Origin of the sequence: Paraburkholderia xenovorans LB400, from assembly GCF_000013645.1 — a bacterium.
GTDB lineage: Bacteria > Pseudomonadota > Gammaproteobacteria > Burkholderiales > Burkholderiaceae > Paraburkholderia > Paraburkholderia xenovorans.
In genome coordinates this window covers 1,519,439-1,546,205 of record NC_007951.1, presented here as the reverse complement: position 1 = coordinate 1,546,205, position 26,767 = coordinate 1,519,439, and the positions used below count along the sequence as shown (strand labels likewise).

General features: G+C 62.0%; 34 protein-coding genes. All 34 read right to left on the bottom strand.

All coding sequences use genetic code 11. The features are described from left to right. Positions 1-3: 3 nt before the first annotated feature. Positions 4-966: a hypothetical protein gene (locus BXE_RS06915; protein WP_011487649.1), complete on the bottom strand. Its 963-nt coding sequence runs from the start codon at positions 964-966 to the stop codon at positions 4-6. Between the two features lie 81 nt (positions 967-1,047). Then, entirely contained in the window at positions 1,048-2,115 is a 1,068-nt protein-coding gene (locus tag BXE_RS06910; RefSeq protein WP_011487648.1) for a hypothetical protein, read from the bottom strand. Continuing rightward, positions 2,112-2,759, bottom strand: coding sequence for a YmfQ family protein (locus BXE_RS06905; RefSeq protein WP_011487647.1), 648 nt, complete (start codon positions 2,757-2,759; stop codon positions 2,112-2,114). Before BXE_RS06905 ends, BXE_RS06910 begins: the two co-directional genes overlap by 4 nt. 6 nt (positions 2,760-2,765) lie before the next feature. Beyond that, positions 2,766-3,926 (bottom strand): baseplate J/gp47 family protein, encoded by a 1,161-nt coding sequence (locus BXE_RS06900; protein ID WP_011487646.1) that lies wholly within the window; start codon positions 3,924-3,926, stop codon positions 2,766-2,768. A gap of 1 nt (position 3,927) precedes the next feature. Beyond that, positions 3,928-4,377, bottom strand: coding sequence for a phage GP46 family protein (locus BXE_RS06895; protein WP_011487645.1), 450 nt, complete (start codon positions 4,375-4,377; stop codon positions 3,928-3,930). Positions 4,378-4,380: 3 nt separating this feature from the next. Then, positions 4,381-4,944 (bottom strand): phage baseplate assembly protein domain-containing protein, encoded by a 564-nt coding sequence (locus tag BXE_RS06890; RefSeq protein ID WP_038456554.1) that lies wholly within the window; start codon positions 4,942-4,944, stop codon positions 4,381-4,383. Beyond that, a complete protein-coding gene (locus BXE_RS06885; protein ID WP_011487643.1) occupies positions 4,941-6,014 on the bottom strand; it encodes a phage baseplate assembly protein in 1,074 nt (357 codons plus the stop codon). The genes BXE_RS06890 and BXE_RS06885 overlap by 4 nt, the downstream gene beginning before the upstream one ends. Positions 6,015-6,016: 2 nt before the next feature. Next, on the bottom strand, positions 6,017-7,444 hold the full coding sequence (locus tag BXE_RS06880) for a DNA circularization protein (RefSeq protein ID WP_011487642.1): 1,428 nt from the start codon (positions 7,442-7,444) through the stop codon (positions 6,017-6,019). Next, complete coding sequence (locus BXE_RS06875) at positions 7,441-9,165, bottom strand: phage tail tip lysozyme (protein ID WP_011487641.1); 1,725 nt, start codon at positions 9,163-9,165, stop codon at positions 7,441-7,443. Before BXE_RS06875 ends, BXE_RS06880 begins: the two co-directional genes overlap by 4 nt. Before the next feature lie 165 nt (positions 9,166-9,330). Continuing rightward, on the bottom strand, positions 9,331-9,891 hold the full coding sequence (locus BXE_RS06870; RefSeq protein ID WP_011487640.1) for a phage tail assembly protein: 561 nt from the start codon (positions 9,889-9,891) through the stop codon (positions 9,331-9,333). Positions 9,892-9,894: 3 nt separating this feature from the next. Beyond that, complete coding sequence (locus BXE_RS06865) at positions 9,895-10,263, bottom strand: phage tail tube protein (RefSeq protein ID WP_011487639.1); 369 nt, start codon at positions 10,261-10,263, stop codon at positions 9,895-9,897. Positions 10,264-10,326: 63 nt separating this feature from the next. After that, complete coding sequence (locus tag BXE_RS43280) at positions 10,327-10,770, bottom strand: hypothetical protein (RefSeq protein ID WP_148222919.1); 444 nt, start codon at positions 10,768-10,770, stop codon at positions 10,327-10,329. 160 nt (positions 10,771-10,930) lie between these two features. Next, positions 10,931-12,427 (bottom strand): phage tail sheath subtilisin-like domain-containing protein, encoded by a 1,497-nt coding sequence (locus tag BXE_RS06855; protein WP_011487637.1) that lies wholly within the window; start codon positions 12,425-12,427, stop codon positions 10,931-10,933. Further along, positions 12,424-12,624, bottom strand: a complete 201-nt coding sequence (locus tag BXE_RS06850) for a DUF2635 domain-containing protein (protein WP_011487636.1) — start codon at positions 12,622-12,624, stop codon at positions 12,424-12,426. Before BXE_RS06850 ends, BXE_RS06855 begins: the two co-directional genes overlap by 4 nt. A 9-nt stretch (positions 12,625-12,633) precedes the next feature. Then, entirely contained in the window at positions 12,634-13,215 is a 582-nt protein-coding gene (locus tag BXE_RS06845; RefSeq protein ID WP_148222918.1) for a hypothetical protein, read from the bottom strand. A gap of 19 nt (positions 13,216-13,234) precedes the next feature. Beyond that, complete coding sequence (locus BXE_RS06840; RefSeq protein WP_011487634.1) at positions 13,235-13,585, bottom strand: head-tail joining protein; 351 nt, start codon at positions 13,583-13,585, stop codon at positions 13,235-13,237. A gap of 3 nt (positions 13,586-13,588) precedes the next feature. Beyond that, entirely contained in the window at positions 13,589-14,626 is a 1,038-nt protein-coding gene (locus BXE_RS06835) for a major capsid protein (protein ID WP_011487633.1), read from the bottom strand. 76 nt (positions 14,627-14,702) lie between these two features. Next, positions 14,703-15,359: a head decoration protein gene (locus BXE_RS06830; protein ID WP_011487632.1), complete on the bottom strand. Its 657-nt coding sequence runs from the start codon at positions 15,357-15,359 to the stop codon at positions 14,703-14,705. Positions 15,360-15,399: 40 nt separating this feature from the next. After that, the gene (locus BXE_RS06825; protein ID WP_011487631.1) at positions 15,400-16,005 is read right to left on the bottom strand and encodes a hypothetical protein; all 606 of its coding nucleotides are present in this window, start codon (positions 16,003-16,005) and stop codon (positions 15,400-15,402) included. Between the two features lie 25 nt (positions 16,006-16,030). Further along, on the bottom strand, positions 16,031-16,798 hold the full coding sequence (locus BXE_RS06820) for a S49 family peptidase (protein ID WP_233518811.1): 768 nt from the start codon (positions 16,796-16,798) through the stop codon (positions 16,031-16,033). 110 nt (positions 16,799-16,908) lie between these two features. Then, entirely contained in the window at positions 16,909-18,420 is a 1,512-nt protein-coding gene (locus tag BXE_RS06815) for a phage portal protein (protein ID WP_233518812.1), read from the bottom strand. A gap of 143 nt (positions 18,421-18,563) precedes the next feature. Next, positions 18,564-18,833: a gpW family head-tail joining protein gene (gpW, locus tag BXE_RS06810; RefSeq protein ID WP_011487628.1), complete on the bottom strand. Its 270-nt coding sequence runs from the start codon at positions 18,831-18,833 to the stop codon at positions 18,564-18,566. Positions 18,834-18,835: 2 nt separating this feature from the next. After that, positions 18,836-20,938, bottom strand: coding sequence for a phage terminase large subunit family protein (locus BXE_RS06805; RefSeq protein ID WP_011487627.1), 2,103 nt, complete (start codon positions 20,936-20,938; stop codon positions 18,836-18,838). 4 nt (positions 20,939-20,942) lie between these two features. Continuing rightward, positions 20,943-21,590, bottom strand: a complete 648-nt coding sequence (locus BXE_RS06800) for a hypothetical protein (protein ID WP_011487626.1) — start codon at positions 21,588-21,590, stop codon at positions 20,943-20,945. Positions 21,591-21,811: 221 nt separating this feature from the next. Further along, complete coding sequence (locus BXE_RS06795; protein WP_233518813.1) at positions 21,812-22,480, bottom strand: hypothetical protein; 669 nt, start codon at positions 22,478-22,480, stop codon at positions 21,812-21,814. Between the two features lie 51 nt (positions 22,481-22,531). Beyond that, a complete protein-coding gene (locus BXE_RS06790; RefSeq protein WP_038456563.1) occupies positions 22,532-22,783 on the bottom strand; it encodes a hypothetical protein in 252 nt (83 codons plus the stop codon). A 129-nt stretch (positions 22,784-22,912) separates the two neighbouring features. Then, a complete protein-coding gene (locus BXE_RS43275) occupies positions 22,913-23,599 on the bottom strand; it encodes a hypothetical protein (RefSeq protein WP_011487623.1) in 687 nt (228 codons plus the stop codon). 184 nt (positions 23,600-23,783) lie between these two features. Beyond that, positions 23,784-24,386: a hypothetical protein gene (locus BXE_RS06775; RefSeq protein ID WP_011487622.1), complete on the bottom strand. Its 603-nt coding sequence runs from the start codon at positions 24,384-24,386 to the stop codon at positions 23,784-23,786. Then, on the bottom strand, positions 24,379-24,801 hold the full coding sequence (locus tag BXE_RS06770; RefSeq protein WP_049782104.1) for a hypothetical protein: 423 nt from the start codon (positions 24,799-24,801) through the stop codon (positions 24,379-24,381). The genes BXE_RS06775 and BXE_RS06770 overlap by 8 nt, the downstream gene beginning before the upstream one ends. A 203-nt stretch (positions 24,802-25,004) precedes the next feature. Then, positions 25,005-25,475: a Ref family recombination enhancement nuclease gene (locus BXE_RS43950; protein WP_049782103.1), complete on the bottom strand. Its 471-nt coding sequence runs from the start codon at positions 25,473-25,475 to the stop codon at positions 25,005-25,007. Then, the gene (locus BXE_RS06760; protein ID WP_148222917.1) at positions 25,469-25,822 is read right to left on the bottom strand and encodes a hypothetical protein; all 354 of its coding nucleotides are present in this window, start codon (positions 25,820-25,822) and stop codon (positions 25,469-25,471) included. The genes BXE_RS43950 and BXE_RS06760 overlap by 7 nt, the downstream gene beginning before the upstream one ends. After that, complete coding sequence (locus BXE_RS06755) at positions 25,819-26,136, bottom strand: hypothetical protein (RefSeq protein ID WP_038456571.1); 318 nt, start codon at positions 26,134-26,136, stop codon at positions 25,819-25,821. The genes BXE_RS06760 and BXE_RS06755 overlap by 4 nt, the downstream gene beginning before the upstream one ends. A gap of 2 nt (positions 26,137-26,138) precedes the next feature. Further along, positions 26,139-26,453 (bottom strand): DUF7681 family protein, encoded by a 315-nt coding sequence (locus tag BXE_RS06750; RefSeq protein ID WP_038456573.1) that lies wholly within the window; start codon positions 26,451-26,453, stop codon positions 26,139-26,141. 58 nt (positions 26,454-26,511) lie between these two features. After that, positions 26,512-26,748 carry a hypothetical protein gene (locus tag BXE_RS06745; protein WP_011487617.1) on the bottom strand — a complete coding sequence of 79 codons (237 nt, stop codon included), beginning with the start codon at positions 26,746-26,748 and terminating at the stop codon, positions 26,512-26,514. Between the last annotated feature and the right edge of the window lie 19 nt (positions 26,749-26,767).

Here is a 26,767-nt window from a genome sequence, read left to right as displayed (position 1 = left end):
GATTTAAATCCAGTATCCGACCGCGCTGGCCGTCGAAGTGAGAGTGCCAGATGCGATGGCCATCTGCGTGAACACAGTCTGGGGCGTAAGCACGTCTAGATCAAAGTTGCCGGGGATGCCAGTACCGGGCTGTGAATATCCGCCGGTCACTTTCTGACCAGTTCCGCTTGCATCAGCTGCAATGATCAGGTTCATGCCCGTCGTAACGCTCGACGCAGTCTGCGCGGCGATGGTCGTCCGAACCGCGTTCTTTGGGATGACCGTGCATGGCGTGGATGTCAACGAGCCATTGACCGTGCTGGTATTGAGGAACTGGCGCGGCGCAAAAAAATGATAGCGGTCGTGCAAGCCACCAACAATAAACTGCGAACTGGCGTTTGTCGCCCAAACCGAAAGAAGCGCGCTCGCCGTGTAGCCGCTCGGCATATTCCCACCGCCATACACGTTAGGCTGGACTGCGCTTGTCGCATTCGTCGCCAGTAGTGCGGACGTCTGAGTCGTCGGGTTGTAGATCGCGTATAGCGCAACGAAGCCCGAGATGGGTGCCGTGCCTGTGTCCATGCCGCCCGCGCCGGTCGTCGCGAGGTTGATGGTCTTGTTGAAGCTCGGCAGGACGTACTTCTGGCCACCCAGCTCGGTGCCCACAACAATCTCATCTGCAGTGAGAGTAGCCGTAGCCGATGCGGCTGCCACGCTCATTGCCAGATTGCGCGAGCTACCTACAACGGGACTATACATTTTCTGCAGAGCGGTATTGACCTGGTTGTAGCTCGTCTTTGAGCGAGCAATGCCGGCCGCTGCAAGGATCGCGCATAGCTCTTCCTGAATCATGTTTAGCCATGACCCGCGCACGTTCGTCGCAGGTGTCCCGCCAGCTGGATTGCCTTCGGTGAAGTAGCCTTCGGGGCCAGGAGCTTCCGGTACGGGTAGTGAACTGGCGGCGGTTGCATCGTCGATTCGAAACATGTGGCCTCTTATGCGTCGACAACGACGCTGTCAAATGCAATGAGCCCGCATCAAGCGGGCCTCTAAAATATAAGGAAGGAATTACCGTGGTCTCCGACAGTGGAGACGGCCTTGCGTCGTCGCCGTGCCACCGGAGAAAGTTGCATACCCGACGAGATATACCGTCGTTGTGCTGGCCAGCTGGAATGACGCCCAAACCGGAAACGACATGGCTCCAGACGGTGGAATAGAGAGCGATGTCTGAGTAATGTTCGGCGCGGCCGGCAAAGTGGCTGATACGGTGCCTATGCCAGCGACGAAGATCGTTCCCGTAGCTCCCGATCCCATGAGGACGTAAACATATCCTTCGCAGTCCCAGTCCCCGGCCGTCAAGCTCTGGGAAATGATGTTCGTCGGCGTGGCCGAAGTAATCGACGTGCTGCCAGCGGTTGGATCAAATCTTTCTCCGATGCTCCCCGCATTCGCACTGTCATTCGTTGTCGTACCAACAATCCCGGCCGTACTTGAAGGCGTGTACGCGCCAGTTGTCTGAAGTGTCGTGAACTTGCCGGTATTGGCCGTCGTAGCGCCGATCGGCGTATTGTTGATCGAGCCGCCTGTAGTTGTTGCGCCCGAAATGGATGGATTCGTTCCAAATACCAGCGATCCGCTGCCCGTCTCGTCCGAGATCACCCCGGCCAACTGAGCCGAAGTTGTCGCAGCAAACTGCGCAAGCGTCGCGGTCGTCAACGCGCTATTCGTGATGCATGTGAATCCCGTTCCACTCGTATATTGAAGCGCGCTGTTTGCCGTGCTGCAGCTCGGCATCACGAATGCCGTCGGCGAGGCCGATGTTGATGTGACATTCGCCAGCACCGTATTGGCCGCCTGGACCGCTAGATTCGATGGCGTAAACAGAGCGGCGAGGCTCGTCGCTCCCGTCCCGCCCGACGCAACCGGCAGCGGAGAAGAGAGACCGGTGATTGTCCCGCCGGTGATCGCGGCGCTCGCATTGTTAGTCTTGACCGCCAGCGCAGCATTGAGCTGGCTGGCTGTGAGGATCTGACCAGGTGTAAATTGCGCACCAGCATTAGACGCCACTAGCACCAGTGTGAACGCAGCGATCAGCTTCACAGCAAGCCATTTACTTTTCTTCAGGATGTCATTCATGCGAGAGCTGACTCATCAAGAGTGAAGGTGCCGTCTAAGGTCCCAGTAAAGCCGTAGGCAAAAATCGGAATTGTGTGAGCAGGCTTGATTGCCCTGAGCTCGCACTCGAGAACATCATTTCCCCATGCCACCAGAGGATCGCCGGCGCCCATCGCTCCAGCGACCGCATATGTGAATGACTGGAAAGGCGCAGTGATCTTCCATGCGAAGTTCCAGTCATAGCCACAGCACGGGTCACCGGCCTTGAGAAGGCCCGCGCGCGCCTGTATGTATTGCTCGATGGTTACCGTGTAGCCAAGACTCGCCGCATATTCGATGAAGTAAGCGAGCGACTGGCCGCCGCTATTGGCAAAGCGGGCGACTACCTGCGCCTGACGCTGCGGAATGGTCGGCGCCGCACCGGCGCATGGGTCTGGCAGCCCGAGTGACGACTCCCATTCGGGCAGCAGTTCATATGCGGTCGCGGGAAAGCCATCGACGAGCAACTCATTCGCACGGTTCGTCAACCGGACATACGTGGGCGCGCAACCAGAAAGTGTCTTTGTCTGCACCGCATCGGCGTCGCGCGGCCATACGCGGCCGCGAGGCATAAGCGCCTGTAGCGCCAACAGAAAATCGTCGGCAGTGAGATTCGGAGCGAGCATGGGTCTTCAGCCGAAAGTGACTTCCCCGAGCACGGGCAGCGAGCCGAAACTGCCGGTGATATTTGCGGGGTATGTGGTCGGCGTGCCGGATATCACGCCGGTGATGGAAGTAATGACGAAACCAGCGGTTCCTGGCACTGCAGCGATCGCCGAATTGATATCCGATCTGTCGATCGTGCCGCCGCGCGGATCGCCGTTGCGAAAGAAGACATCAGAAATCTGCGCCTTGACCGCGTTCCGGATCGCCGTCGACCATCCTGCCGACCCGGTCAGTTCGAACGACAGTACGTTCTCGACAGGTGAACAAATCCATACGAGCGCCGTACCCGGCTGGAGCGTGACGATTGCATCGGCGACAACTAACTGATCACCGGTCGCTACCGTTCCACGCGGCAGACCACCGGGCCCCTGATCGTGTTGCGACACCCCGTCGGTGCCTTGCGGAAAGCCACCATGCGCTGCCTGCGCGTCATCGAGCATGACGTACACGACCACAGTTCCAGCGCCGAAGCCGTTGGGCGCGCACCATGCGCGTGTGACGCCAGCGACGTCAGTCGCCCATTCCACATAATCCGGCGCCGCGCCGCCCTGCGGAGGCTGCTGATACTTCGCCAATACGCGCGCGCGATAATCCTCCTGGTCCTCGATATCGGCGCCCGACGAAACTGTGCCAATGACTGCGCCGGTTGACTGAATGCCGTCGACTGCGATGTCGAGAGCGACGACGGTACCGGGATCCGCATTGCCGGCAGCCCCCGCGACGTCGGCCACGATCGTCACTGTGACCGAAGTCCCGACGACGGTCTGCGTGCCCGACGTGGTGTAGGTTGCTCCGTCGCTTCGCACCACCGGCGTACCGTCGTCGAGCAGCTTGCCGGCGACGCCCGTGAACGTCGCTGACAGGCTCGCGGCGCTCGCATCCTTGCGATAGACCTTCTTCAGTGCCCCCCACGCCTCGAGGTACTCGTCGTCGGCCGTGAAAGGGTTCGTCTGTTTCGCAATCCAGTCGAGGTACCCGTATTCCTCGTTGGTCATGCCCGCGAGCACAACCCCGATGATTTTTAGCGCCGCGAACCGCAGGAGAGGATCCGAGCCCTGCAGCGCGGCCGCAATGTCCGCCATCGCGTCAGACCGGATCTGCGCGAGTGTTTTCCGTGCATATGGCATGTCAGGCGATCTGGTTCCAGGCCCACGCATAGCTGAGAGCAGCTGCGGTAGTGCCGTCTTGGTTATAGAAGATGACCTGCAGTCCGAGGAACGACGTGCGCACCCACTGCGCAAAGACATCGATGCGCGCCACCACTCCGTCATCGATAAACCACTGCAACGCCTCACGCGAATAGTCGACCGCGTTATTCAGGGTCTCCTGCGTCTGTTTCGCGCGCGAGAGAAGCCACAGGCGCGAGCCGATCGGCTGATCCTCGCCGAGGTCACCCCACCACCCTCGCGGGTCGTCGGTGCCGTCAGGAATGACGTCGTCCGGGTTTGCGATCCGGTCAGAGAAGAGGCTGATCAACGCCGCGCTGGCCAGATCGTTGCCGGTGAGCAGCACCGGCCCGACAAGCTGCCAGTCGCCGCGGCTGTTGTCGACGTCCCATACAAGAGAGATATCCGGCATGGGTTATTCCTGCTGCGTCGGTTTTTCAGATGTGATCGTGCTCGAGCCGCCCTGCACGTTTTTGACGTCGTGCTCATGGCCATCGAAGATGACTCGGTCCGCTGCCATGCTGCGGCCGTTCGTGTCGCAGTTGTCCACGATGTCACCGGTACATTCCATCAACGCCGTTTCCATCCTTACCTTCGGGGTATTAGTGACCGTCAGTGGATTTCCGCCGCCATTGATCACGATGCCTTCCGCCGTCAGATATACCGACTGCCCGATGTTGTCGTGAATGGCCACCTCGCCAGTCGAGAGTTGCCTCATGCGGTATTTCGCGTTTCCAGTCGCGATCACCACACCGTTCGAGCGATCGCCACCGGCAAACGCCACAACTGCGTCCGAATCTTCTGGCGGATTCGACGTGAGCCCGTACTCGGCGCAGCGCGGCAGGTTATCGATGGTTTGCAGCGGGTTGAACTTGACCTGCATGAACTGAATGCCGGCGCTGTCATTCACCAATTTCACGAGGCCTTGCGCGAGCGCGCTCATTACGCGCCTCGCAGTCCTGTCGAGATAGGCTTTCACGGTGCGTTCGGCGCGCCGATCACGACGTCTGGCGAAAGCGGCTGCAGGATCGTCGGCTCCGGTTTGAACGCATCCGGCGGCATCAACACCAGTTGGGCATGCGTGCCATCGTCGTCGAGCAGATAAGTAACCTCGGAAATGAGCATGAAGGTCTCTTCGGGAATCTTCAGGAACGGCAGCGCGACCGGCACCAGCATATTGGGCGTCCAGAGCATCCCGTCGCCATCGCGCCAGCTGTCCACTCGCGCATGCACCATCTGTGACCTTCCGGCCCGCCGGGCCGCCTCCCAATTCGCCCGCTCCTGCGCGATGTTCCGGCCAGCCTGCACCTGCTCGGAGACGATATAGAGCTTGCGGTGCCGATCGACGGTGGCGTCAGTAGCGGTTGCGACCGGTACGAGGTTCGCGCCGGCGTCACCCATCGTTTGCATTGTCAGAAGGTACGCATCGATCTCCGAATAACGCAGGTCGGTGCTCCATTCAAATTCCGCCTCCTCGACGTTCTGGCCTTGTGCAAGGCCCGAACTGTGGGAATCGACGCCAGCGCGCGCGAGCCGCAAATTCCCGTCCGGAAGGTCGTAAGCGAGTAGCCCTGCGTATCGCGATATGCGCTCGATCACCTCGAAAGCGGTCTCACCGATCATCAGGTTGATCTGCGGGATGCTCGGCCCGTCGTTGCCGTCGCTCGTGACGGTGATGCCGTATGGCGCGGCCAGCCTCTGCGCAATCTGCAACGCGTTGGATCCGCTGATCTGGCCGCCTTCCCATTCCGCACTGCAATCAACGAGATCCTGACATTTACCCCGGCCCACCACACGAATACGGTGAGACTTACGGTCGAAGCCTGGAATTACCCGATCGACGTAGCCGGTGATCACCACGTCCGTCCCGATCGCCACCGAGCAGCTCTCACCGGGGATGACGCTGATCTGCTCGAGGTCGTCCGGATACTTCTCGGTCATCTCGATTTCGAAGTCACTCGGCAAGCGCTCGATGCCACGCGTAACGCGGATCTTCGTCCAGCCGCCCACGCTTGCGCTGTCCATAATCAACGTCAGGTCGTCGGCCATACTCAGGAGGAAAGCGCGCGAAAAGTCTGCGGCATGAACGCTGGATGAATAGGATTTGCCTGGGTAACGAGCTCATCGGCACGGCCCGCATCGCGATAGATGCGATGGGCGAGCACGAGGGCCGGCTGATTCGCCTTCATGTTGAACGTCCTGATCGCTGCGAGCCCGGCGCCGCGCTTGTTCAGGTCCTGGACGATGGCCGCGCGCAGCGAGCGCAATGCTCCGTATGCATCGTCCTCGCCCTGATTCCCCGCGACCTCGATCTCGCTGTCAATCAATGCAGTGACAGCATCGCGCACGCTGGCAGCGTCATCGGCCGACGTCGGTTGATATGTCGACGCCGCGAGCGCGACGCTTCCGATCGCCGCGCGGCGAAACAGATCTCCGCACGCGGATTGCATCGTCGCCATACTCGTGCCGATCACGGACGCCGTCGTGGGCATCGCTGGCTGAAAGCTGGCGAGTGACGTGAGCAACCGGATTCCGTCGGCCGGCGCCGGCGCTGCTGCCAGAACCGCGTCCGCGACACCGCGCGCCGCGGCGGCAAATGCATCGGTCGAGCTCGAGTCCAGGCCGGCGGCCGCGGACGCCAGCACACCGGCGGCGCCCGTAACCGCTGTGCGGGCCTGCGTCGCCTGAGCGATGAGTTGATCCACCGTCAACGAGGAAGATTGCGCCGGTGCGCCTGGGTATTTGCTGAACGTCGGGACGGTCGCGCTGCCGGCAAAACGGCCGAACGACCCGGGAAGATCGAAAACGAGGCGGATCAGATTGCGCGCGTCGCCGACGATGTTTTTCGCATTCGTGTACCACGTGAGCGCCGTGCTCACAGCCGTCCCGACGATTGACGCACCGTAGGACAACGTCGAGAGCACGCGCGATGCAAACTCGGCGGCGCTTGACAGGCCGAGCGCATACACTGCCGACGAAATTAAACTCGTCGTCGCGTTGTCCGCCGTCGGGAAAAGGCGGTCACCGCTTTCAACAAAATCGAATTGCAGCTCGAAATAGCGCCCCTTGTCCCACCGTTCGATGACGCGAAACTCCATCACGCTAACGGTTCGGCGCCCGTATGTCGGATGGATAAGCTCGCCAGAATCCTCCGTTTCACACATCTCGATCATGGCGTCGCGCATCTGGATGACATAGTTGCCGACCAGATAACCAGTCACCTGGAAACGACGAGACGCGCGGCCCATGTCCTCCACCCACGGCTTATCGCGCTTCGGGTATTCGTGTATCGCGTTGCGTCGGCCGAACGTTCCGTCGGCAGCGAGCGAGACGAACGGTAAGCCACGAAACGACGCCGGCCGCAGCTGTTCAAAATAGCTTCCGATCGATCCGCCGAGCCGCGCCGCCAGCGAACTCGCGAGATTGGAGATTCCCGACGTCGCGCCGAGTACGGCGCCTGCGCCCCCTCCGATATTCATGTTGCTGCTCCCAGATCCATCGTAGTGCCGGTCCGGACGTTCGCGTTGACGTTACGCGACGAGCGTACGGATGTGCGCGTGCCATGCGGCGCACCTTTCAGGCTGATATCGACCTTGACTACTGACTCGCCAGGGCCCAGAGAGGCTTGCGTCGGATCGGGCGCCGGCTGATTGGCCTGAACGATCGAAGAAGGGCCGTAGATACCGCTGAGCTGCCCTGCGAACTGAGCGCGAGCTGCAGCCTCCCCTTCGACATTCGTCGGACGCTCGTATAGGCGCGAGACGACGTCTGCGGCCTGCTCCGGAGTGGTCGCTTTGCTGAGCGCTGCGCCGGCCTGACTTTCTCCCCCGTTGCGCAGTTCGTAGTCGACGAAGCCAAGCTGTTGCTCGAGCGTCGAATTACCAATCCAGTTTCCGGCCCATTTCTGGAAGGCGGCCTGCCGGTCTTTGTGCCATTGCGCAATACCGTACGCCTGGCCGTTGTCCCCTTCGGCGGTTGGGTCGACGCCGCTTTCCGCCTGCAGGTTCGCAGCGATGCCGAGCGCCTGCGCATGACTCCAGCCACGGGACTCGAAAAACTTCACTGCCTGCGTGGTGTTGCCATTGACGCCGGCAGCAAGCTCGGCGTTAGTGCTCAGACCATTGCCCCTAAGGGCGTTGCCAAAGCGCTCCGCGCCCTCGCCCACCCGTGACGCGGCATTGCTCACGCGAACGAGCAGTTCGTACGAACGCGACACGAGGTCGAAGAACTCGCTCGCACCCTTCTTCGCCTTGTCCCAGTCGAAACTTTTGACTTCTTCGGACAGCCAGCGCACTGCGCCGGCAAGGCCGGCAACGATCTTCTGCTTGTTCTCCGGCACCGCGAGCCATTCGGTCATCAGCTCGATAGCCGGCTGCAGCACCGGGATCAGCGCATTGCCCAGCGAATTGCGCAGCGACTCGACCGATATCTCGAGCTTCGAAATGTTCTGCGCGTACTCGTCGGCCTGCCTGATCGACTGGCCGTCCATAGTCGCGTGCAACTGATCGAACTGCCGCACCAGCTCCTGAATGGCGGCCGGCCCCTTTATCAGCAGGGGTAGCAGCGATTCGACGCCGAACGCCTGTGCAATCTGGCGCGCCGACTGGATGGTGCCTCCGGCCCGCATATTCGACTGGATAGCCTTCGATACGTCCAGCAGCGCACGCGACGTGTCAACGGCGCCGTCGGCCGTCTTGTGCAGCCCGATTCGCCAGGCGCTCATCAGCGCAAGCGCCTGGGGAGCGCGCCCGTTCACGGCGCCCTGCATCGTGTCGCCGAGCTGCTGGAGAGAAGCGTCCATGCTCTCCGTGTCCAGGCCCGCCAGTCTCGCGACGCCACGATACTGCTGCAGTTCGGTCGTACCAATCCCGATGATCGACGACGTGCGGTCGAGCTCCTGGCCCGCACGTCCCCACCCGGTAATCAAAGCCGCCAGGCCGGCGATCGAACCGAGGCCGCCGAGCAACCCGAGCGGCGTGGCAATCATCGCCACCTTTCCTGCCAGAGAACCGGCCGCGCGCGCCGCCGACAGCAGGCCGCCCGTCAGCCGCGACAGCCCGGTTTCACGGCTTAGCGCGCCGAGCGATTTGCCGAGGTCGGTGACCGGTGCAATCGTGCCCGCGATCGATCCTTTGACCTTACGCACGGTGGACGTCGCGCGATCGACCGCGGTGATGACGAACTGAATCTTATTGGCCATGAGGTGTTCCAGTCGCGCCGCGGATCCTCAGCGCTTCCTTCAGGTGCCACTCTGTTTCGGACCAGGTCATTGCCCAGACGCCGGAAGGCGGAATGCCCCAGAAATGAGCGATGTCCGCTATCCATTGCTCCCAATCGTCCGGCACGTATGTAGCTTCGGCGGCGATCAGTCGTCCGAGCCCGGCCGCCGCCCGATCTGAAAACCGTTGAAATAACCCACGGCGGTCAGAAAATCGCGAGCGCACATCGCCCGGACGGTCTTCCTGGGCACCTTCGCGACATCGGAAATCAGCGCGATCGAAGCGGCAAACGGGCCGCCCGCGGCGCGCGCCTTGCGGCGCTGAAGATTGGTTGGCTCGCTGAGATCGAGCGACGCGGCATTCAGGCCGGTATCGTCCTCGGTGAGCTTGACTGGTTGCTGAAGCGGCAGCGTCATCTCATCGTCGCTGCGCTTTTCCGTGGGACTGACGCCCTCAGCGAACACGGCGAAGAAGTCTTCCGCCTCTTCGATCTGACTGCCATACATCTGGTCGACAGCATCGATCGGCACGCCCGAAACGGTCGCGATTAACGCAACAACGAGCCCATATTTGCCCGCGTTCTTCTCGGCCGTCTCGTAATCACCTGCCAGCGGCTCGCGCAAGGTCACCGAGTCGTACGTCCTGGCTCCCGCGCCCGCACCGGCGGTGATCGGCTTGCGGAAAACGATTGTTCTGGATGTTTCCACCGATCAGTTCTCCGTTACGCTCGGGCCTTCCCACGTGACAGGATTCGTCGCGTCTTCGGCCTTCGAGCCTTGAGGATCGACGGTCCACATATTGCGGCCGATGATCGTTTTGCCATTCGCCAGCTCAGCGACGACAGTCACGTCGTCCATCGCATTGATTGCGGCGAGCGACAGCCCTCTCATATCGCGCAGCGTCGCCTTGATCTGGCCGGGCTTCGGCTTCTCGCTGAAACCGTCGACACCCGACTGCCCGGATAGCGTTTCGCGGGTGACGGAGCTAGGGTCGTACTCGAAGTCGCCAGCAACGGTGTAGGTCGTCCCGTCCACCGTCAGATACGCCGTCCCGGCAATGCGGTTCGTGGTATTCGACATTTATGGCTCGCAAAAAGAAAAACCGCCCGAAGGCGGTGTTGGCTGCAAAAGATCCGAAGCAAGTTACTCATTGAAACGATTTGACTTCTTCCTATTCAGCGTCGCAGGAATGACCCGAAGGTTCCACGGGACATGCAACCCGCAGACTGTGCGGCCCATGACCGGAACAATGTGATCGACCTCGTGCGTAATGCCAGTTTCCATCGTGATCCGGGCTGCCTCTTCATAGATCGACCGGATTGCGTCCAGATCAACCCATGGCGGCGAAGCTTGGCTCAGCCTCGCTTTTCGGGCTGCTGCACGGGCAGCCCGAAACGGCTTTTGGTTGTGCTTAAAAGCCTTCGCTTTGTCGGGATTCGCCATCCGCCATGCATTGCCACGAGCGAGATGCTCGGCATATTTCACTGGATCCGAAAGTTCCCGTCGCTTCGCTTCTCGACTCAACGCCCGGTCATACTCCGGTCTCTCGGCCCGGCGTTTGCGGACGCAGGCAATGCCGCGCTCCACCTCCCTCGCCCGGTTAGCCGCATAGAAATCCCGATATCGAGCCGAATAGCACGGCTTGCAGTAACAAGCAAGTCCGTCGCGCGTTCGCCGATTACGACTGAAATTTTCTGAGGTTGCTGCCTTCTCGGTGCAGCAGCCCGGGCAAAACTTCAACTCCATATCAACTGAGGCGGAACTGGGCAAGCAGCGCGAAGATTCGCAGTCCGTCGATGAGAACGCCGTCCCACAGCTCGTTAATGCGGCTCGGGTTCTGGGCGTCCTGCTCGACGATCAGGCCCGCGGCAAACGCATCACTGTTCTGGACATATCCCTCGAATTCCATCGCCTGATACTCAGCGATCTGATCGGCCCGGATGATGTTGGGCGTGACGATGTTCGCGCCCGGTGCGAAGCGCGTGCCGTTCGCTGCCAGTTTCTTGCGGCCATATTTGCTGGTGACGACGCCTTTCAGCCGTCGGATCACATACATCAGCAGGAATAGCGTCTCGACCTGCAAATAGCTGTTGTCGGGCTGTCCGAAGCCGTTCTTCTGGTACGTGGTGATCAGATTTTCGATCGCGACCGTTCCGTCGTCGGCGACGGTGAAGGTGGAAATACCGTCGAACAGCAGCGTATTGCGATCCGGTAGCGCAAAGCGCGATGCGACCGGCGGGGCAAGGAATGTCGAGAGAGCGACGGTCTGAAGCGGGAGCCCCGGATCTGCACGCAGCGAGACGGCGACAGCGCCACACAAATCGGCCGCACCCACCCACGCCGGCGTCGGCGAACCATTGAAGCCCATCACACTGCCATGCTGATCATTGCGCGTCACGCCGAACGTGGTCAGAGCACCGACCGTACCGCGATACATCGCAAAGAAATGCCCATAGATGCCTTTCGACCATGCCCATCGCCCGTTCTGGTCGTTGAGGAAAGACTTGACCGCATCGAGTGACGTCGCATCCGTGTAGGGCATGACGATGAAGTCGAACGGCATATCTGCGAGGTTGGCGAGACCCGCCGTCAGCGAAGGGTTCACCAGGCCCCCACTCATTGCCGTGATAGCGAACGTGAGGCCGGCCGGCGTCACTTCCCCATTGGCCGTGCCGCGATAATTCACGCTGATGTCGATATCGTTGCCGGCGAGGCCTTTGTTCTTCGCCGTAAAGTTCACCTTGCTCGTGGTCGTGCCGTCGACGGCCGCTGTTACCGGCAGATCGGTCGCGGCATTGACTGTCGCCACCAGCGCCGTTGCGAGTTGCGCAGCGGTAAGCGAAGCATTCACCGTCTGCGTGACCAGCTGACCTGCGAGATACAGGAAGAGCACACCTACGGCCGTCGCGGCCGCCGTGAAATTGATCGAACCCGTTGCGGCCACTGCGCTGCCATCATCCGCGAGCGGCAAGTACCAGACCTCTCCGAAGTCATCGCTATCTCGATACGCAGCAGTCATCAGCGCGAGCATGGAGCCCGGGCCGCCGACGGTCTTCGCATCCGATTTGCCCTGGCAGATCGTCGGCGTATTGGGGGTACCGGTACCCGAGGCCGTGATCTGGCCAATGATCAGCGCGCGCTGGGACTGCGTCGCGGTATTGGCCTGGCTGTTGTCGACCTCCGCGTAAAACAGCGGCACGCGGATCTGATCGCCAGCAGGAATATTCTTGAACGGAACGCTCACGATTGTTCGCTCCCGATGTTACGCGCGGGCTGTGCAACCGCCGACGCATTCGATTTTTCAACGAGGACGACGTCACCATCGCGCAGGCGGCGGTGCCAATACAGATCGTCGTCCGACACGTTCCGGCCTTCATCCGGAATCAGGTCTTTCAGTTCAGGGTCGCGAATCTTCAGACCCGGTGCGGGTTTGACGAACATGCGTCGCTCCTATTGGGGAAGTTCAATATCGAAGCCGCCCTCGGCGCGCCCGTCGGGGCCCGAAGTGCGCGGCGCTGGCTGAACTGCGTCGGGGAAAGGCGGGTTGGGATAAGTGCCGCTGGCGTCGAAGACATTTCTCAGATCAGCCGTCACGGTCATTCGCTCGAGCGTGGTCTCCACGTCCGGATCGAATGCCTCATAGATCTGGAAGTGCACTGCCATGCTCACGGCGCCGAAATGCAGACGACCCTCCGACTTGATCTCCGTTACCGTCGCGATCATCGGAAAGTCCTGCGTCTGCGCACGAATGGCAACGTTGCGCAGCAGGATGTCTTCGATCGTTGCGCCGAGATCTTCGAGCGCGTCCTGTGCGGCCTCGCCGGATGGGCCAGAAACGATGCCGCGGATCTCGATCACGAGGTCAGTATTGAACTGCGTTTCGCCGATGTTTCCGTTGGATATCTTCTGGTCATCACCACAACGCACCAGAATCGCCGGCAACTTCGCCGGAGGCGTGCTCCAGTCTCCCGGTGACTGGATCGTCGGCGCGGCTGCAGCCGCCTGAAATGCAGCCACCACCATCTTTCGCATGGTCGACCGGCCAGTTGGGTCAGCCACCATCGCCACCTATGAGATTGAGCATCAAACCGCCCCCGCCCCATCCATCGAGCCGGGCCTCGCGCACGACGTAGATCAGGCCAGTGCGTTTGATATGCAACTGATCGTCCTGTACAGGCGCTGCCTCGAACTGCGACACCTGAATGCCGAGTCGGGGCTGGACGGTCGCGACCTGGACGCCATCGACAACAACTAGATCGAGGAACGCCTCGTCGAACACCCCGTCAACTTCGTAGGGCGTCGCCCCCGACGCAGGCATATACAGCACACGCACGTTCTCGCCGAACGTCTGCATCACTACGCCGTTCATCTTGTCGGTGACGGCGCGCCAGTTGAACGGCACGGCTTAGGCGCCTGCGTGGCCCTTTTGCAGAACCTCCGGCCGCGTGCAGATGTGAAGCGGGTACGAATACGCTTCCATCTTCCAGAACGAGTTGCGGTCGCGATCGTAGATCGGGATCACATAGATCGGCTTGCCCGGGGTGTTGACCCATTCGAACGATTCGCCAGGCGCGTACGCCACCCGGAAGACGCCCGGCGCGCCAACCGGGAAGAAATGGACCTCATCGTCCGGAATCTTCAGCGTCGTGTTGTCGTCCGAGCCGCGATAGTTCGACCAGGTCACGCCGGCGAAGGGGAACGCTTCGAACGCAGCACCCTGGCTGTCGTCGCGCAGCTCCGATGCCGCACTCCAGTTCAGGTAGGTCCGAATCACGTCCGTGTGATTGGTCAATTCGTCGTAGAACAGGTCGCCGCACAACGCAAAGATCTTCGTCGTCGGCAGAAATGCGCCCTGCGCTTTGCGCGCCATCGTCCGGCGAATGCCATTGACGATGGGCCGTAGGCTGTTGGGAGTCTGTGCGGACAGATTGAACGGAACCAGGCTCGGTGGCGTAATGCCGAATTCGTCGAACCAGTTGTATTTCACCGTGCCGTCGGCGTCGAGCAGCATGCCCTGCACGGCGGCCAGACGGTGGTACTCCCACGTGTACTCGATGTTGCTCGTGAGGCCCGTGGGTCCATTGAGACGGCGCGCGACTTCAGCCTGCACCTGCATGAGCTCGGACTCGGTACCGAACGCGCGGATGTCCTGGATTTCGTTTGCGTATAGCGTGTCGGCATGCATGATGCGCGGCACCTTGAAGTAACGCGCTTCACGCTGTTCCGTCGTACGTTGCGTGCCTTCCTGTCCACGCTCGCTGAATGGGACGACGACGAGCTTGCCTTGCCGCTGTTCGACCGCGAGTGCCGTCGTGCGGATCGGGTCCGGCTCGAAGATGTTCAGATCGCCGAGGCCCGTCGGTTGAAACGGGTATTTGTCGACCGCGGTCGTCAGTTGGATGGTCGTAAACGCATCCTGGTGAAACACGTCCAAACTGGCCATTATTTGGCTCCAGAAATAATAATGGCCGCTTGCGCGGCCGACTGTTATCGGAAAAACGTGGAAGAGCTACGGGCGATCAGCGAACGATGATTCCCAGGGCAGCGAGCTGCGCCGTGCCGGCGGAGATCTGATTCGCGGATGCGCCCGTCGGCCAGAACAGCTCGAAGCCATTGACCTCGCAGTCACGCGTGACGACGGTGCCGGTCTGGTCCGCCAGCGTCGCGTCGACGTTCGCGAACGAGATGGCGGAGGCGACCTGCGATCCGTCCGTCGCGGTCAGGCTGAGCGGCACGTAGGCTTTCGACAGGGCAGACACCGTCACGTCGAATTCGTCGCCGACCACGAAGTCCGTCGCGCCGTCGGCGATCACGAACTTGATCTGGTCGTTGAAGGTGGCGCCGACCGCGACATCGCCGATCACGTCGCCCGTCGGATCGAATACGCGGAAGGTGCCGCCGTTTGCCGCTGCGGTGGTGCATCGCACGACGTACACACCGGGCTGGGCATTGCCGACGACGGGGGTCGTCGCGTCGAGCGTGAAAGTGCCATTGCCGGTATTGCCGGCCTTGGCAGCGGCCGCCGCGGTGCCGCCGACCTTGCGGCCGAGGACCTGGCCCGCCGGAATCTTTGCGGCGCCGCTGAGTGTGCCGCGATCGCGGGAACGGTGGCCACGCGATTCACTGACCAGAAAACCACCGTCGTGGCGGCCTTCGATGAGAGGGGTTTGCGTCATGGTGAGTTACCTCGAGGGTTCGATTGACGGGTGGGACGGATCAGCGCTTGCGCGCCGGCCGTGCTTTCTGCATGGCGGTGTTCCAGCTGGATGCGATCGCCTGTTCCGAACTCACCCCGCGTTCACCGCCGGCGCCAAGCGACGGATTACGACGTGACACCGGCGCGGTCGCCGCGGGGGCCGGCGTACCGGTCAACACAGCCAGCGCCTCTTTGCGAGTCATCGACGTGTTGAACGCGAGATTCGCGGCCAGAACAGGGTTCCTGCCTGCGGCCGTCGAGCCCATGATCTGGGCGCAGCGCATCCGCTCACGTCGACGGGCATTCGCCGCTGCGCTGTTACCGCGCATCTCTTCCTCGTCGTCGTCATCGTCCTCGGCGGCCTGGTCGTCCTGACCGTCCTCTCCCTTGGCTTCGCCCTTCTTGCCGCCCTTGTCGTCCGGCGGTGGGTCCTCGCCTTCAGCTTTGCCATCGCCGTTTTCGCGGTTCTGATCACCGTCGCCGGTGTCTTCGCCTTCGGCTTTTCCCTTCTTTCCGCCTTTGTCGTCAGGGGGAGGCGTATCGTCGGCCGCGCGGGCCGCTCCTTTACCGAGGTGGGCGAAGCTGATACCACCTCGCGCAGCCAGGTTACGAAACAAATTGCTCATGTGATTACCCTGTTGGTGGGATAAGTCAGCCCAGCTCGTCGAGCAAGGATGCGAATGCTTCATCGGGCGACATCACTGCGTCCGCGAAGCCGATTTCGACGCCAGCGGCGCCGAGGAATGTGCCGGCCTGTGTGCCTCGCACATTTGCGGTAGTGAGGCCGCGGTTACGCGCCACGGTCTCAACAAATAACTGGCCCATCGCGTCGACATCGGATTGAAACCGTGCGCGGGCGTCTTTCGACAGCGGCTTCATGTCGCTGCCGTCGGCTTTCTTGTCGCCGAAATAGATGAGCTCGACCTCGATTCCCGCTTTCGTCAGTGCCTGCGAAAAATCGACATGCATACAAATGACGCCGACGCTGCCGGTGCCACCGGTGCGCGGGACGATGATCCGGCTCGCCGCCGTCGCGATCGCGTACGCGGCCGAATAGGCACTCTCGGTGCAAATGGCCCAGATCGGCTTGACGTCGCGCGCGGCATAGATCGAGTCCACGAGATCGAAGCAGCCGGCGACCTCGCCGCCCGGCGAATCGATATCGAGCACAATCGCTCGAACGCTCTCGTCGGCCATCGCCATGCTCAGATTGGCGCGGATGCCGTCGTAACCCGTCATCCCCGAGTACGGCCGCAATTCGCCGAGCTTGTGCACAAGCGTTCCCTCGATAGGAACGATCGCAACCCCCTCCACGACCTCATACGGGCGATAGTCGGCCTGCGACGTATTGGCGCTTTGCAGGAATGCCTGCGCGCCACCGTCAGCCAGCACCACCACGTCGCCGCCGCCGCGGAACATCTTCGCGATTCCGAAACGATCCGCGAGCGCTGCCATTACGATTTCGGCCTTCTGCGGCGCGATTGCGATCGGCACGTTGAAGAGCCGCGTTGCAAGATGGGGATAGTTGCTCATGCTGCCTGCGGCTCCTGGGGAGGTTCGTCGGTGCGCGTGGCCATCTCGCTGCCGCCCCATTCGGGTAGCGGGATGCCACGTTCGCGGAAGGCCTCGATTTCGATCTGACGCTGATCGAGCAGCTCCTCCCAGTCGGATCCCTGCTCGGCGGCTTCCTGCTTGAGCGTGGTCAGCGCCGCATCCATCTTCAGGATCGAACCCTGCGGCTCTTTCACCGGATCCACCCAACCGCGTGCGGGCCCGAGCCAGCTGCAGCCCGCGTATGCGGTCACCCCATCGAGAAAATCGGGCGCGCCGGCCGGAAGGGGGAGTTCGCCGTTCTCCATCGACTCGCGAAGCCAAACCGCGTACATGGGCGTCGCGGTGCCTGCAGAGAATTCGAGCCGGCGTCGAATGAGCGTCTTCCAGCTCTCCAGCAGTGACCCGCGCATGTTCGAGTAGTTGCTCCTCGACCAGTCCTGCGTAACCTGCTCGAGCGAAATCCCGAGGGCGGATGCGACACAACCCTGCATCTCGTGCACGAACTCGGTAAAGCCGTTGTGCGGATGGTCGGACGTGAACGCCTTGATGTCTTCGCCGGGGGCCAGCGCAGGCACGCGCACACCGTTGAACATCGCTGGGCGCTCTTCGTTCCATTCCGCCCGGAGACCCTGGTAATAGCCGAGCTCGTGATCCTCGCCGCCGACCGCGTCCTGAACTTCCGACGGATCATATGGGCTCGTGACGTACGTACCAATCGACGCGGCGAGGGCCGCCGCCTGCAGCTCGATGCCGTAGTAGCGCGCAAGCATCTTTGCGTGGGCGAGCACCGGAATGAAGACGCCCACGCCGCGGTTCTGGCCAGCACGGTCACGCTCGAAGTCGTGGATCACGCGCAGCCAGCCGTCATCGTCCTCGCGTTCGACGCGCTCCCAGATCATGCTTTCGACAGAGTTGTACCAGTCGTTCTGGTGCGCCTTGCGGATGTGGTATGCCAGCGGCACGCCGTTTTCATCCACTTCCACGCCGTTGCGCATGTGGCGCGTGTCGACCATCTGGTTGGGATTCGACAGGCGGTCAGGATCCACGACGAGATAGGCCGTGGCATATCGCGCGCCGCCGCGCCCCACCCGTTCCGGCATCCAGTAATTGATGACCAGATCCTCACCGTCAATCAGCTTGTGGCGCAGCGCGAGACGCAGCTGCTGCGAGACGGTGAGCTGACGGGACACGTCGTTGTAGCGGCCGAAGTCGTTCGAAAAGAGGCGCCAACGCGCCTCCACTGCACGCCTGAATTCGTTCGCCCACTTGATATCGAAAGCTGCTCCGCTGATCTCGGCGAGGGCGCGATAGTCCGGCGCGGCCGACAAACGCAGCGACGCGCCGACGGCGTTGTCGAGGATCCGCGTGATGCCGCCGCTCGAGCGACCGTCGTTACGAACCTGATCGCGCGAGCGCGCGACCATGCGGTCGCGGAACTGGTTGATCTCGGCATCGGGTGAGCGGATCCACGGCAGCCACGCGCCCATCTCCTGCGTCTGCCAGTCCGCGGCCTGATACGGGAAGAACGCACGGCCGACGTTGTTCGCCAGGGTACCCGGACCGGCGCCGGTATTCGCGCGCGCGCGCAGCGGCCGGCCGCTCGCGTCGACCAGTATGGCGGCGCTGCTCATCAGAACAACGGAACCATGCGGCGGCGCTTGCACATCTTCACGCCCGGGTTGAGAGCTGCCTGCAGGTCACGGATAAACATCCGGACCGCGGCAAGGTTCGTGGTCTGGAACGTGACGCTACGCGATCCATCGCCCTGCGCATATGCCACCGTCACGGCCTTGTCGCCAGTGCGCAGATCGATATACGCCTGCTGGGCGGCCGCGAGCGCGGCCTGCAGCTGCGCATCGGTCATGCCGTACAGCGGCGAACAGAGATCGTTTGTGGCCATGTTTATCGGTACCGGTGAACTGCTGACTTTTTCTTCTCGCGCGGCGCGCTTTGCGGCGCCGTCGACGATGTGGATCCGGCTGAGCCGGGGCTTGTCGAAGCCGTGCTCACCGCGACGAGAGACGAATTGGTGTCCCACGGCTTTGCCCAGGAGGGCGGCTTATCCCACGAGATGCGGTTCAGGCCATGCAGTTGGGCGAGCATGTGCGTCATCACCATCAGATCGAGCGCCTCGTTCCGACGGCCTGCCGCGCTTTTCTCCCAACCGCCATTCTTCGTGCGGGTCTCGGAAGTAAGCTGCTCGAACCACACGTGCGGCTGCTCCTGCGAGCGCAACGCATGCGGAAAATGCACATACAGCTTTCCCGGCTCAGCCAGTTGCAACTGGCCAGCCAGGTCATCCTTGAACAGGTTCGGATTGAAACGTGCGACTGGAACGTCACCACTCGAGGCCGCCCGGTTTGCTTTGCGCGATGTGTCCGGATACACGACCATCAGGCGCGGCGCGGCGAGCTTGTCGGCACCCTTCGTCGGAATGACCGTCCACGCATCGCGGCCAGAGATCTTCCCGATCAACCGTGTGAGACCCGCCTTTTTCCAGCGGCGCCACGCGGCATAGGCTTGCTGCGTTACGCCCGGCTGCCCGTAGCTGTCAAAACCCAGCGCACGGACGGGCATCGCGCGACCAGATCCGTCGGCGAGCGGATAGGTCCGCTTGATCAGATTGATGATCTGGTCCCAGTCCTCCGCAGATGTCGCGGGATCTCCGGGTATGCGCCCCTTGTCGATGACCCAGCTTTCGCCGTCAATGCCGAAACCGCGCGTGAGCCATTCGAAGTGCGCGAGCTGACAGTCGACGCCCGTCACGAGGAAGCGCACGCCTTCGGGTACGACGCCCAGCTTCAGTTCCGAGTCAGCGCGCTCGGCCAGCACATTCGCGTCGATCGAACCGACGCCGCGCGTTGCTGCGTAGGGAAAACCGAGCTGCTTGACCGTGACCTGGCGGAGTGCCATGTCTTCGCCGCTGACCTCCAGCTCGCGCTCTGCCTTGACCTTCGCCCGGGCGAGACCGCCGATGCCGCCCAGGATGAATGGCGACATCGCGCCGACGATCCAGAAGCCCGCGCTTTTGCGCGCAACCAGTTCGCCGGTGACAATCCCGTCCTGCGATATCTCTTGGCCGTCTCCGATCCATCCACCGAACGGGGACCGGAACGCGGCGACATTCATCGCGCGCCGCTCGCGGTCCTCAATGAGGCATCCATTCACTGGACATATGAGCCGCGTATTCCGCTCGATCTCATCGAGCGTCTGTTTCTCGTCATAGTGCAGCGCCATATAGCGCGCCGCGATCGGAACGGGACTAGACCATGCGCCACAGTGTGGACACGGCCAATACCAGATGCGGCGATCGCTGTCGCCGTACATGGCCATGATCCCTTCCGACCAGTCGCGATCCGGGACGAGGCCGCGCGCGCGGTCAGGATGGCTCATCGCCAGCAGCATCGATTGACGCTGGAAAGTCTGCCGGCGCACATCGAGCAGAGTCTTGACGTCGCCAAGCGCCTTGTCGTAGGCGTCCACCTCGTCGGCAACGATCCGCGGCGCCGACTTGTTGATGACGTTGTTCGGCGCGGCCGACAGGAACTCGACGCGCATGCCGTCGAAACGCTTGAAGTGCAGCGAGTCGTCGATCGGCCTCGACCCGAGACGCATCGCCATTTCGGGATGCGAGTCGATCATCGGATTGATCCGGCTCTTCACATACGACTCGAGACCCGGGTCGGTCTGCATGTACCACAGCATGTCGGCCGGGTCGTTGGCCACCGACTTGAGCAACCAGTTCTGCGCGATCTCCGTTTTGCCGGACTGCCCCGGCCCGACGACCACCGTCGTCAGATAGTCCAGACGCGTAAGCGTCTCCATCGGGCCGACGAGGTACGGCGCTTTTTCGTGGTGCCAGCGACCGACATAACCGCCGCCCTGGTTCGACAGGTGCCGGTACAGCACCGCGTACTCTGCGACGGTCTGCCGCTCGGGCGGCACAAGCGAGCTGAGTGACTCGCGCGCGACCTGGTACGGGTCGGCATATTCGAGTTCGAGCATCGTGCTACTCCAGCAGCACGCGTAATTCGTCCGCCATTGCGCGACGCAGATCGTCGGTCACCGCGCGAATCTGGTCCGCGTATTCCTCCGGCAAACCACAGCGCTCGACGACCTGGTCGGACAGTCTGTCGAGCCCTTTACCGAGATGCGCAAGCATCGTGTTCAACACCTGGCGCATGACCTCGACCTGCACGAGCTCACCGCGATCGCGCCGCAGCTTGTCCTCCAGGATCTCCGCCTGTACCGCATCGCGTCGCTGCCGCGCCGTCTGCTCGCCCGCATGCACAACTGGCTCGACGCCGGCGGGCGGCACGACCGTGTACTTCGGTTCAGCGAACGGCGTGCGCGAGTCGATCGGCGCGCGGCCCTGCGTCTTCGATGCCGGCGCCGGCGTCGGCTCGCCCGCTTCCTTCGGCGCGACGCCGAGGTATGTCCGGACTGCGGCGAGATCGAATTCCCAGCCGCCGGCGCGCGTGCCACGTTTCGCGACCGGAAAATTTCCATCGCCGTCGAGGCGTCGATCGAGCCGCGGCCGCGTCCACCCTAGCGCTTCACAGAGCGCGGCCTTCCCGATCGTCGCCGGTGTAACGGCGCCAGCGCTCTGTGTAACGCCGCGATTTTTCCGCGTTACACCAGTCTCGCCAGTTGCCATAAGGGTTTGCGCCGTGCGCCGCGTCACTGCCGTGTAACGTGTAACGCGTTTTTTTTACTCAGAAGAACGGGAAGAACGGGCGCGCGCAGTGCCCGCGTTCCGGTAGGGCGGTGGGAAGGACCCGCACCAACGTGGTGCGACGACCGGATTTGCCTATTTTTTGAGCACTGCCAGCAAAGCCTTGCTGGGCCGGGCTCTGCGGGCACGCCGGCCCGCACGCTTCACCGACGTTTGGCTGTTGCGAGCGCCTTGGCCAACGCCTTTGCAAACTCGGCCGCTGCATTCGCCTTCACGATCGCCTCTGCGCGTGATCCGAAGTCGAGATGCTGCTTGACCGGCTCAGCATCACCGAACCGTATGAGCAGCTTCAGGTGACCTGTCTTGTTGGCGCCGCGCACCTTCGTAGCCCGCTTGCCAGGGGTCTGGATGACCTTGGTCGGCGCTGGTCGCTGCCACACACCACCGATCTGTTCGCCGGTCCTCGTATGGATCGTGCCCACGAATATGTCGGGGCGCGCCTTGAGCCGGTCCAGCGCGGACTTGGAGAAGTTGCCGTACTGGTTCAGGAGAGCACGGTCCTTCGGGTTCAGCCAGGTCTTGCCCGAACCGATGAGCTTGTGTGGACCGCCAAACTCAAACGGTGCGAGGTAAGCGGCAGCGATGTCCTTCACGAACACCGTCGCCTCGAGATTGGACTTGCGAGCGCCCTTGACGCCGATCGAATTGACCGTGAACGGCGTCGGCCTGTCAAAGATCTGAGGCAGCGCCTTCTTCTCTGCCTGCTGGGCGATCTTCACCAGCGAGGTCAACGCGAGCGCGGTAGCAAACGGCACCTGTTTCTGCTCGAGTGCACTGAGGCTGCGAGCCGCCGCCTGCATATCAGCGCGCACCGATATCCGCAACACGATGGCGACCTGCGCGAAAGGTGAGAATGTTCGGGATCAGGCTGGCCACACCGCGGACTGGACGTCATCGTCCGGCTCGGCGCTGTAGTAAGGGATCGCAGGAATCTGAATCGACTCCCGGTCGACAGGAAAGGCCTGCACGATGACGTCGTCGGTATCGGCCTCATACACTCCGATGATGATGCCGACCGTCATCGGTTTCACGAAGCGATATCGGACAATTACGCTCCGGCCGAGCTTCGGGCGAGCACCCTTTGGCACTGCTGCCTTCGAAGCCGGTTTGCTCATCGCGAGACCTCCAACACAAACGAAAAAGCCCCGCGCAATTTTTTGGCGGGGCTTTGGAGACACTTATTCACAGTGTCAGATTGAGGCGTATTTTACGGTCGAAATAGTAAAAGTCAACAAACCAGTGCGCTAGGCCCTGATGAACGACAGCGCGGACAGCAATTCGTCGGCATTCTTTCGCGCTTTGGATGCTATCCCGTCGACGGCCGTGAGCGTTTTCGAATCCTCTTCTTCGTCGACGCGCGCGACGTCGGCTACACCGTCGCCGGCGTTGACGCGCTCCCGTTTCGCTGCCTTTTTCGACTTCTTCTTTGGCGTACCGCCAATCCAGTCCCTGACGATTCGCCAATGTGCATCTGCAGTTTTCTCGGTTACCTCGCACTTCGCAGCCAGATCCTTGATCGTAATCTTCGTCCCAAGGGCTTTCTCCACAAGGCCGCGCCGCAGTTGGTAATTGGACAGATGACCGGAAAGCTGGGAGAGTGCCTTCTCCGCGAGGAAGGTAATAGCAGCTGCATACTCAGGGTTGGGGGTGTGGCGTGAGCAGCACGCGGCACCGCACGAACAAGGATATGAGTGCGGCGCAAACAATGCGACGAGAACAGCTCGGTCGATATCGCTGAGTTGATCCAGTTCGCGCCGGATCATGCCAGCCTGCCCGGCGCCATCGTTCCCATGCAGCCCCTTGCCGGTGCGCGCCGCCGGCGCGGCCAAGCGATCGGCAAGCGGCCTGTCTCGCTGCTGCATCGCATAGCTGAACGCATACCGCATCGCGTCCTGCGGCGTACGGAAGAGCATTTCTGTCGTTTCTGTCATTCGATGGTTTCCTTGTATTGCGCACAGCGCTTCCCGTATTTCCGGCCCTTCCTACACACCATTCGCACACCGCCGAACGGATCTTCACGCGCCGCCGCGTGCTGGCATCCGACGCATCTCTCAGACTGGCGGCGTTCAAGCACGTCCAGCGGGTCACCGTATTCCCACCACTCAAGCGGCTCGCTCATTCCGGCCGCGCGCCGCCACACACGCCGAACAACGCGATAGCGGCCGGATCTCGTTTCATCAACTTGCCTTCGCGTTCGAGGCGTTTGAACGTGGCACGCGCGATACGCGCCGCCGCGAGATCGGGCCGTTCACGCTTCATACGCTTCCAGTAATCGCTATAGACCTCAGCGCGAGGCTTGTTCGGCGGTTTCGGCTTGTCCTCGCCAGCACCTGCTTTGTAGATCGGTGCGGCTCTGCCATCGGCGGGGTGATACCAGCCGACGATGTGCATCTGGCTGCGGAAATGCTTGATGAAATCGCCAGCGGTCTGATTCGATACTCCAGCTCGCGCCGCCAACTGAATGCGGGTGCCGGGCTTCTTCAGGGCCTTCCACAATGCAACGAAGGCCGGGCGTGTGTCGGACGTTCCGCGTGCCTGCCGGCGGCGTGGAAACTTGAGGATGTCTGCGCGCATCTGTATCCCGCGCACGGATCGGCCCGGCAAGCGTGCGGCAGAAACCTTGAGCGGCGTACGCAACTTCCAGATCTCGCGCAGGATTTCGTCCTCTTCCTCTGACCATCGCATCGCCGAGCCGCCCCGTCGGGTCGTATCAACCATCGATCTCTCCCACAGATTCGTCAGGCACGCCACCGAACACCTCGGCCCATTCCCCACGCTGAAGCAAGCGTGACGCTGTCGATTTGCTGATACCCACCACTCGAGCTGCCTCGGCGAGGCACATGCGCTTGCCGGCGATCATCACGAACCTGTTGCTGCGGCGATTTCTCGCCTGCTCGGCGGCAGTCGCCCATCGCACATTTCCAGGCTCGTAGCCGCGGTTGTTGTCTATACGGTCGATGGAATGCAGATCGCTCGGTGGAGCGCCGACATCGCGGTAAAAATTCTCGAAGATCAGCCATTCGGGATGCAGGCAAATGCCTCGCGCCCCATAGTCGGCGTAATGGCACGTACCCGGTCGGCTCGTGCGATCGACGACCCCGTCCCAAATCCCCCAAATCCGGGTGTTTGTCATTCCGTGGCGGAGATTACGTACGGCTGCACGCTCAGCGGCCCGTTCCCTATGAAGGCACCCGCAAGAACGCGTGTTCCCTCTCCGAAGATTGCTGCGCAAGACGTCAACGCGGCCACCGCATTGGCACGCGCACAACACGCGCGCGCCGCCACCATCTGCGACGACAGTGAGACGGTGGAAAATCTCGCCTGACATGTCCTGTTTCATGTGCGTTCCTCGGCAGGAAGATATTCAACCAACAGGCCGCGAGTTTCCTCAACGAGGTCGACCTCGCTGAAACCGTATAAGTCAGCGAATTGTGACCGGCCCATGTCATGCACTCCGAAGCCGCTGCCCTGATGGTGCAGCGGGCACAACGGACAAGTGCGGTAGTGACTGGCGCGCATTTTCCCGGTGCCCGTCCGTTGGTGATGGACAATTGCTGGTGTTCCTTCAATACCTAGACGGCGGCACACCGCGCAACAAAGTGCGGCGACGTAGCCCATGTATCGACGTTCTATCGCGGTAGGACTCGGGCGACGTTTGGCGGCCCAATGTTTTGGATGTGCTGCGACCGGTGACTTCACGCGGACCTTCGTGCGCGTGAGCGAGCTGCCCGGCGACGGCCGCACGCCGATCGGCGCGGAGCGCTTCAGCGGCGTCCTGCTCACGAGCGGCTTCTTGCGCGTCAGCATGGATCGCCTCGAAGCTTCAGCACATCGTCAATGCGCACGCGGTTGCGGTCGGGAGGGAATTCCGGGAGCGGCACCCGCTGATTCAGGTGCATCGGCACACGTAGCTCGACCTCGCCAGTCTCAAGGCGCGGCCAGTTCTCCGGCGGCGCGATCCATGCCGGCAGCCGGACGTACGCCGAGTAGCTGACACGCAGGCCGCGGCGCAGTGTGTTCCGGAACTTCCACGGGGAATAGGCGAATGAGCGCACGAGTTCCACCACTTCGCACTGCGCGAGGCATGGTGGCCGCTCGCGCTGCGGCACGCCAAATACCGTGAACTGTGCCGGCACGATGAAGGTCATCTTCACCACTGACCTCCGAGGCCGTTCAGCTTCATCAGCACGTACGGGGCATTGGCCTCGCTCGCATCGCGATAAACGCCGCGCGCAATTGCGCCGATGAGGTACAGCAGATAGATGCGCTGCGTGGTGCGGGTCCACGCGTCGAGCTCGGCCTTGGCGCTCGGCACCGGCAGCGCGGGCGTGCACTGCGGCCGAAGTTTCTCGGGCAGCAGACCAATCAACTCGGCGTGCCGGTCGCGGATGACTGCGGCTTCGTTGGACGCCGGCGACGCGGTGATGGTGATCGGCTCCGCGCTGCCGAACATGTCGAGCTGGCTCATCGTCAATACGATGCGGGTTTCGCCACGGCGCGGACCGCATACATGACTCCGCATCGAAACGAAGCGTCCGCATATCGAAGCCAGTACCACGGGTCATCGCCCTCCGTCGCAATTGCGATGGGCTTGCCTTCGAGAAGCACCGGCTCGTCGCCAGCCACGGCGGGTTCGATTTCGGGAAGCGGCGGAATCGCAACGTCCTGGATCCTCGTCACGAGCGCGCGCAGTTCCTCGCCTTTCGCCTTGATCTCGTTGATGAGATCGATTTCAGCCTGTGACAGGTCGCGATACCCATTGATCTGCTTGTGCTGGTTGTCCATGTCCATTTTCTCCATGTGATTTGATGCGCGCGGCGCGGCGCGATGGCCGCGTGCGACGTCAGGCCTTCGTGAAGTCGATGTAGTACTCGGCGCCGAGCTCGAATTGCGCGCCGGCTTCTTCGTTGACGGTCTGCAGGTTGATCGCACCGTGCGGAGTGGCGGCGTAGAAACTTTCGTTTTCCGTCGAGCCACTCGTCACCGGCTCGAGCTGGATTTCGTGGATGTTTCCCTTCTGGATGTCCCAGTGTTTGCGCTGCGTGGTCGAGATAACCTTGAACTTTGCTCGGACTGACATGTGACGCTCCTGGATGGAT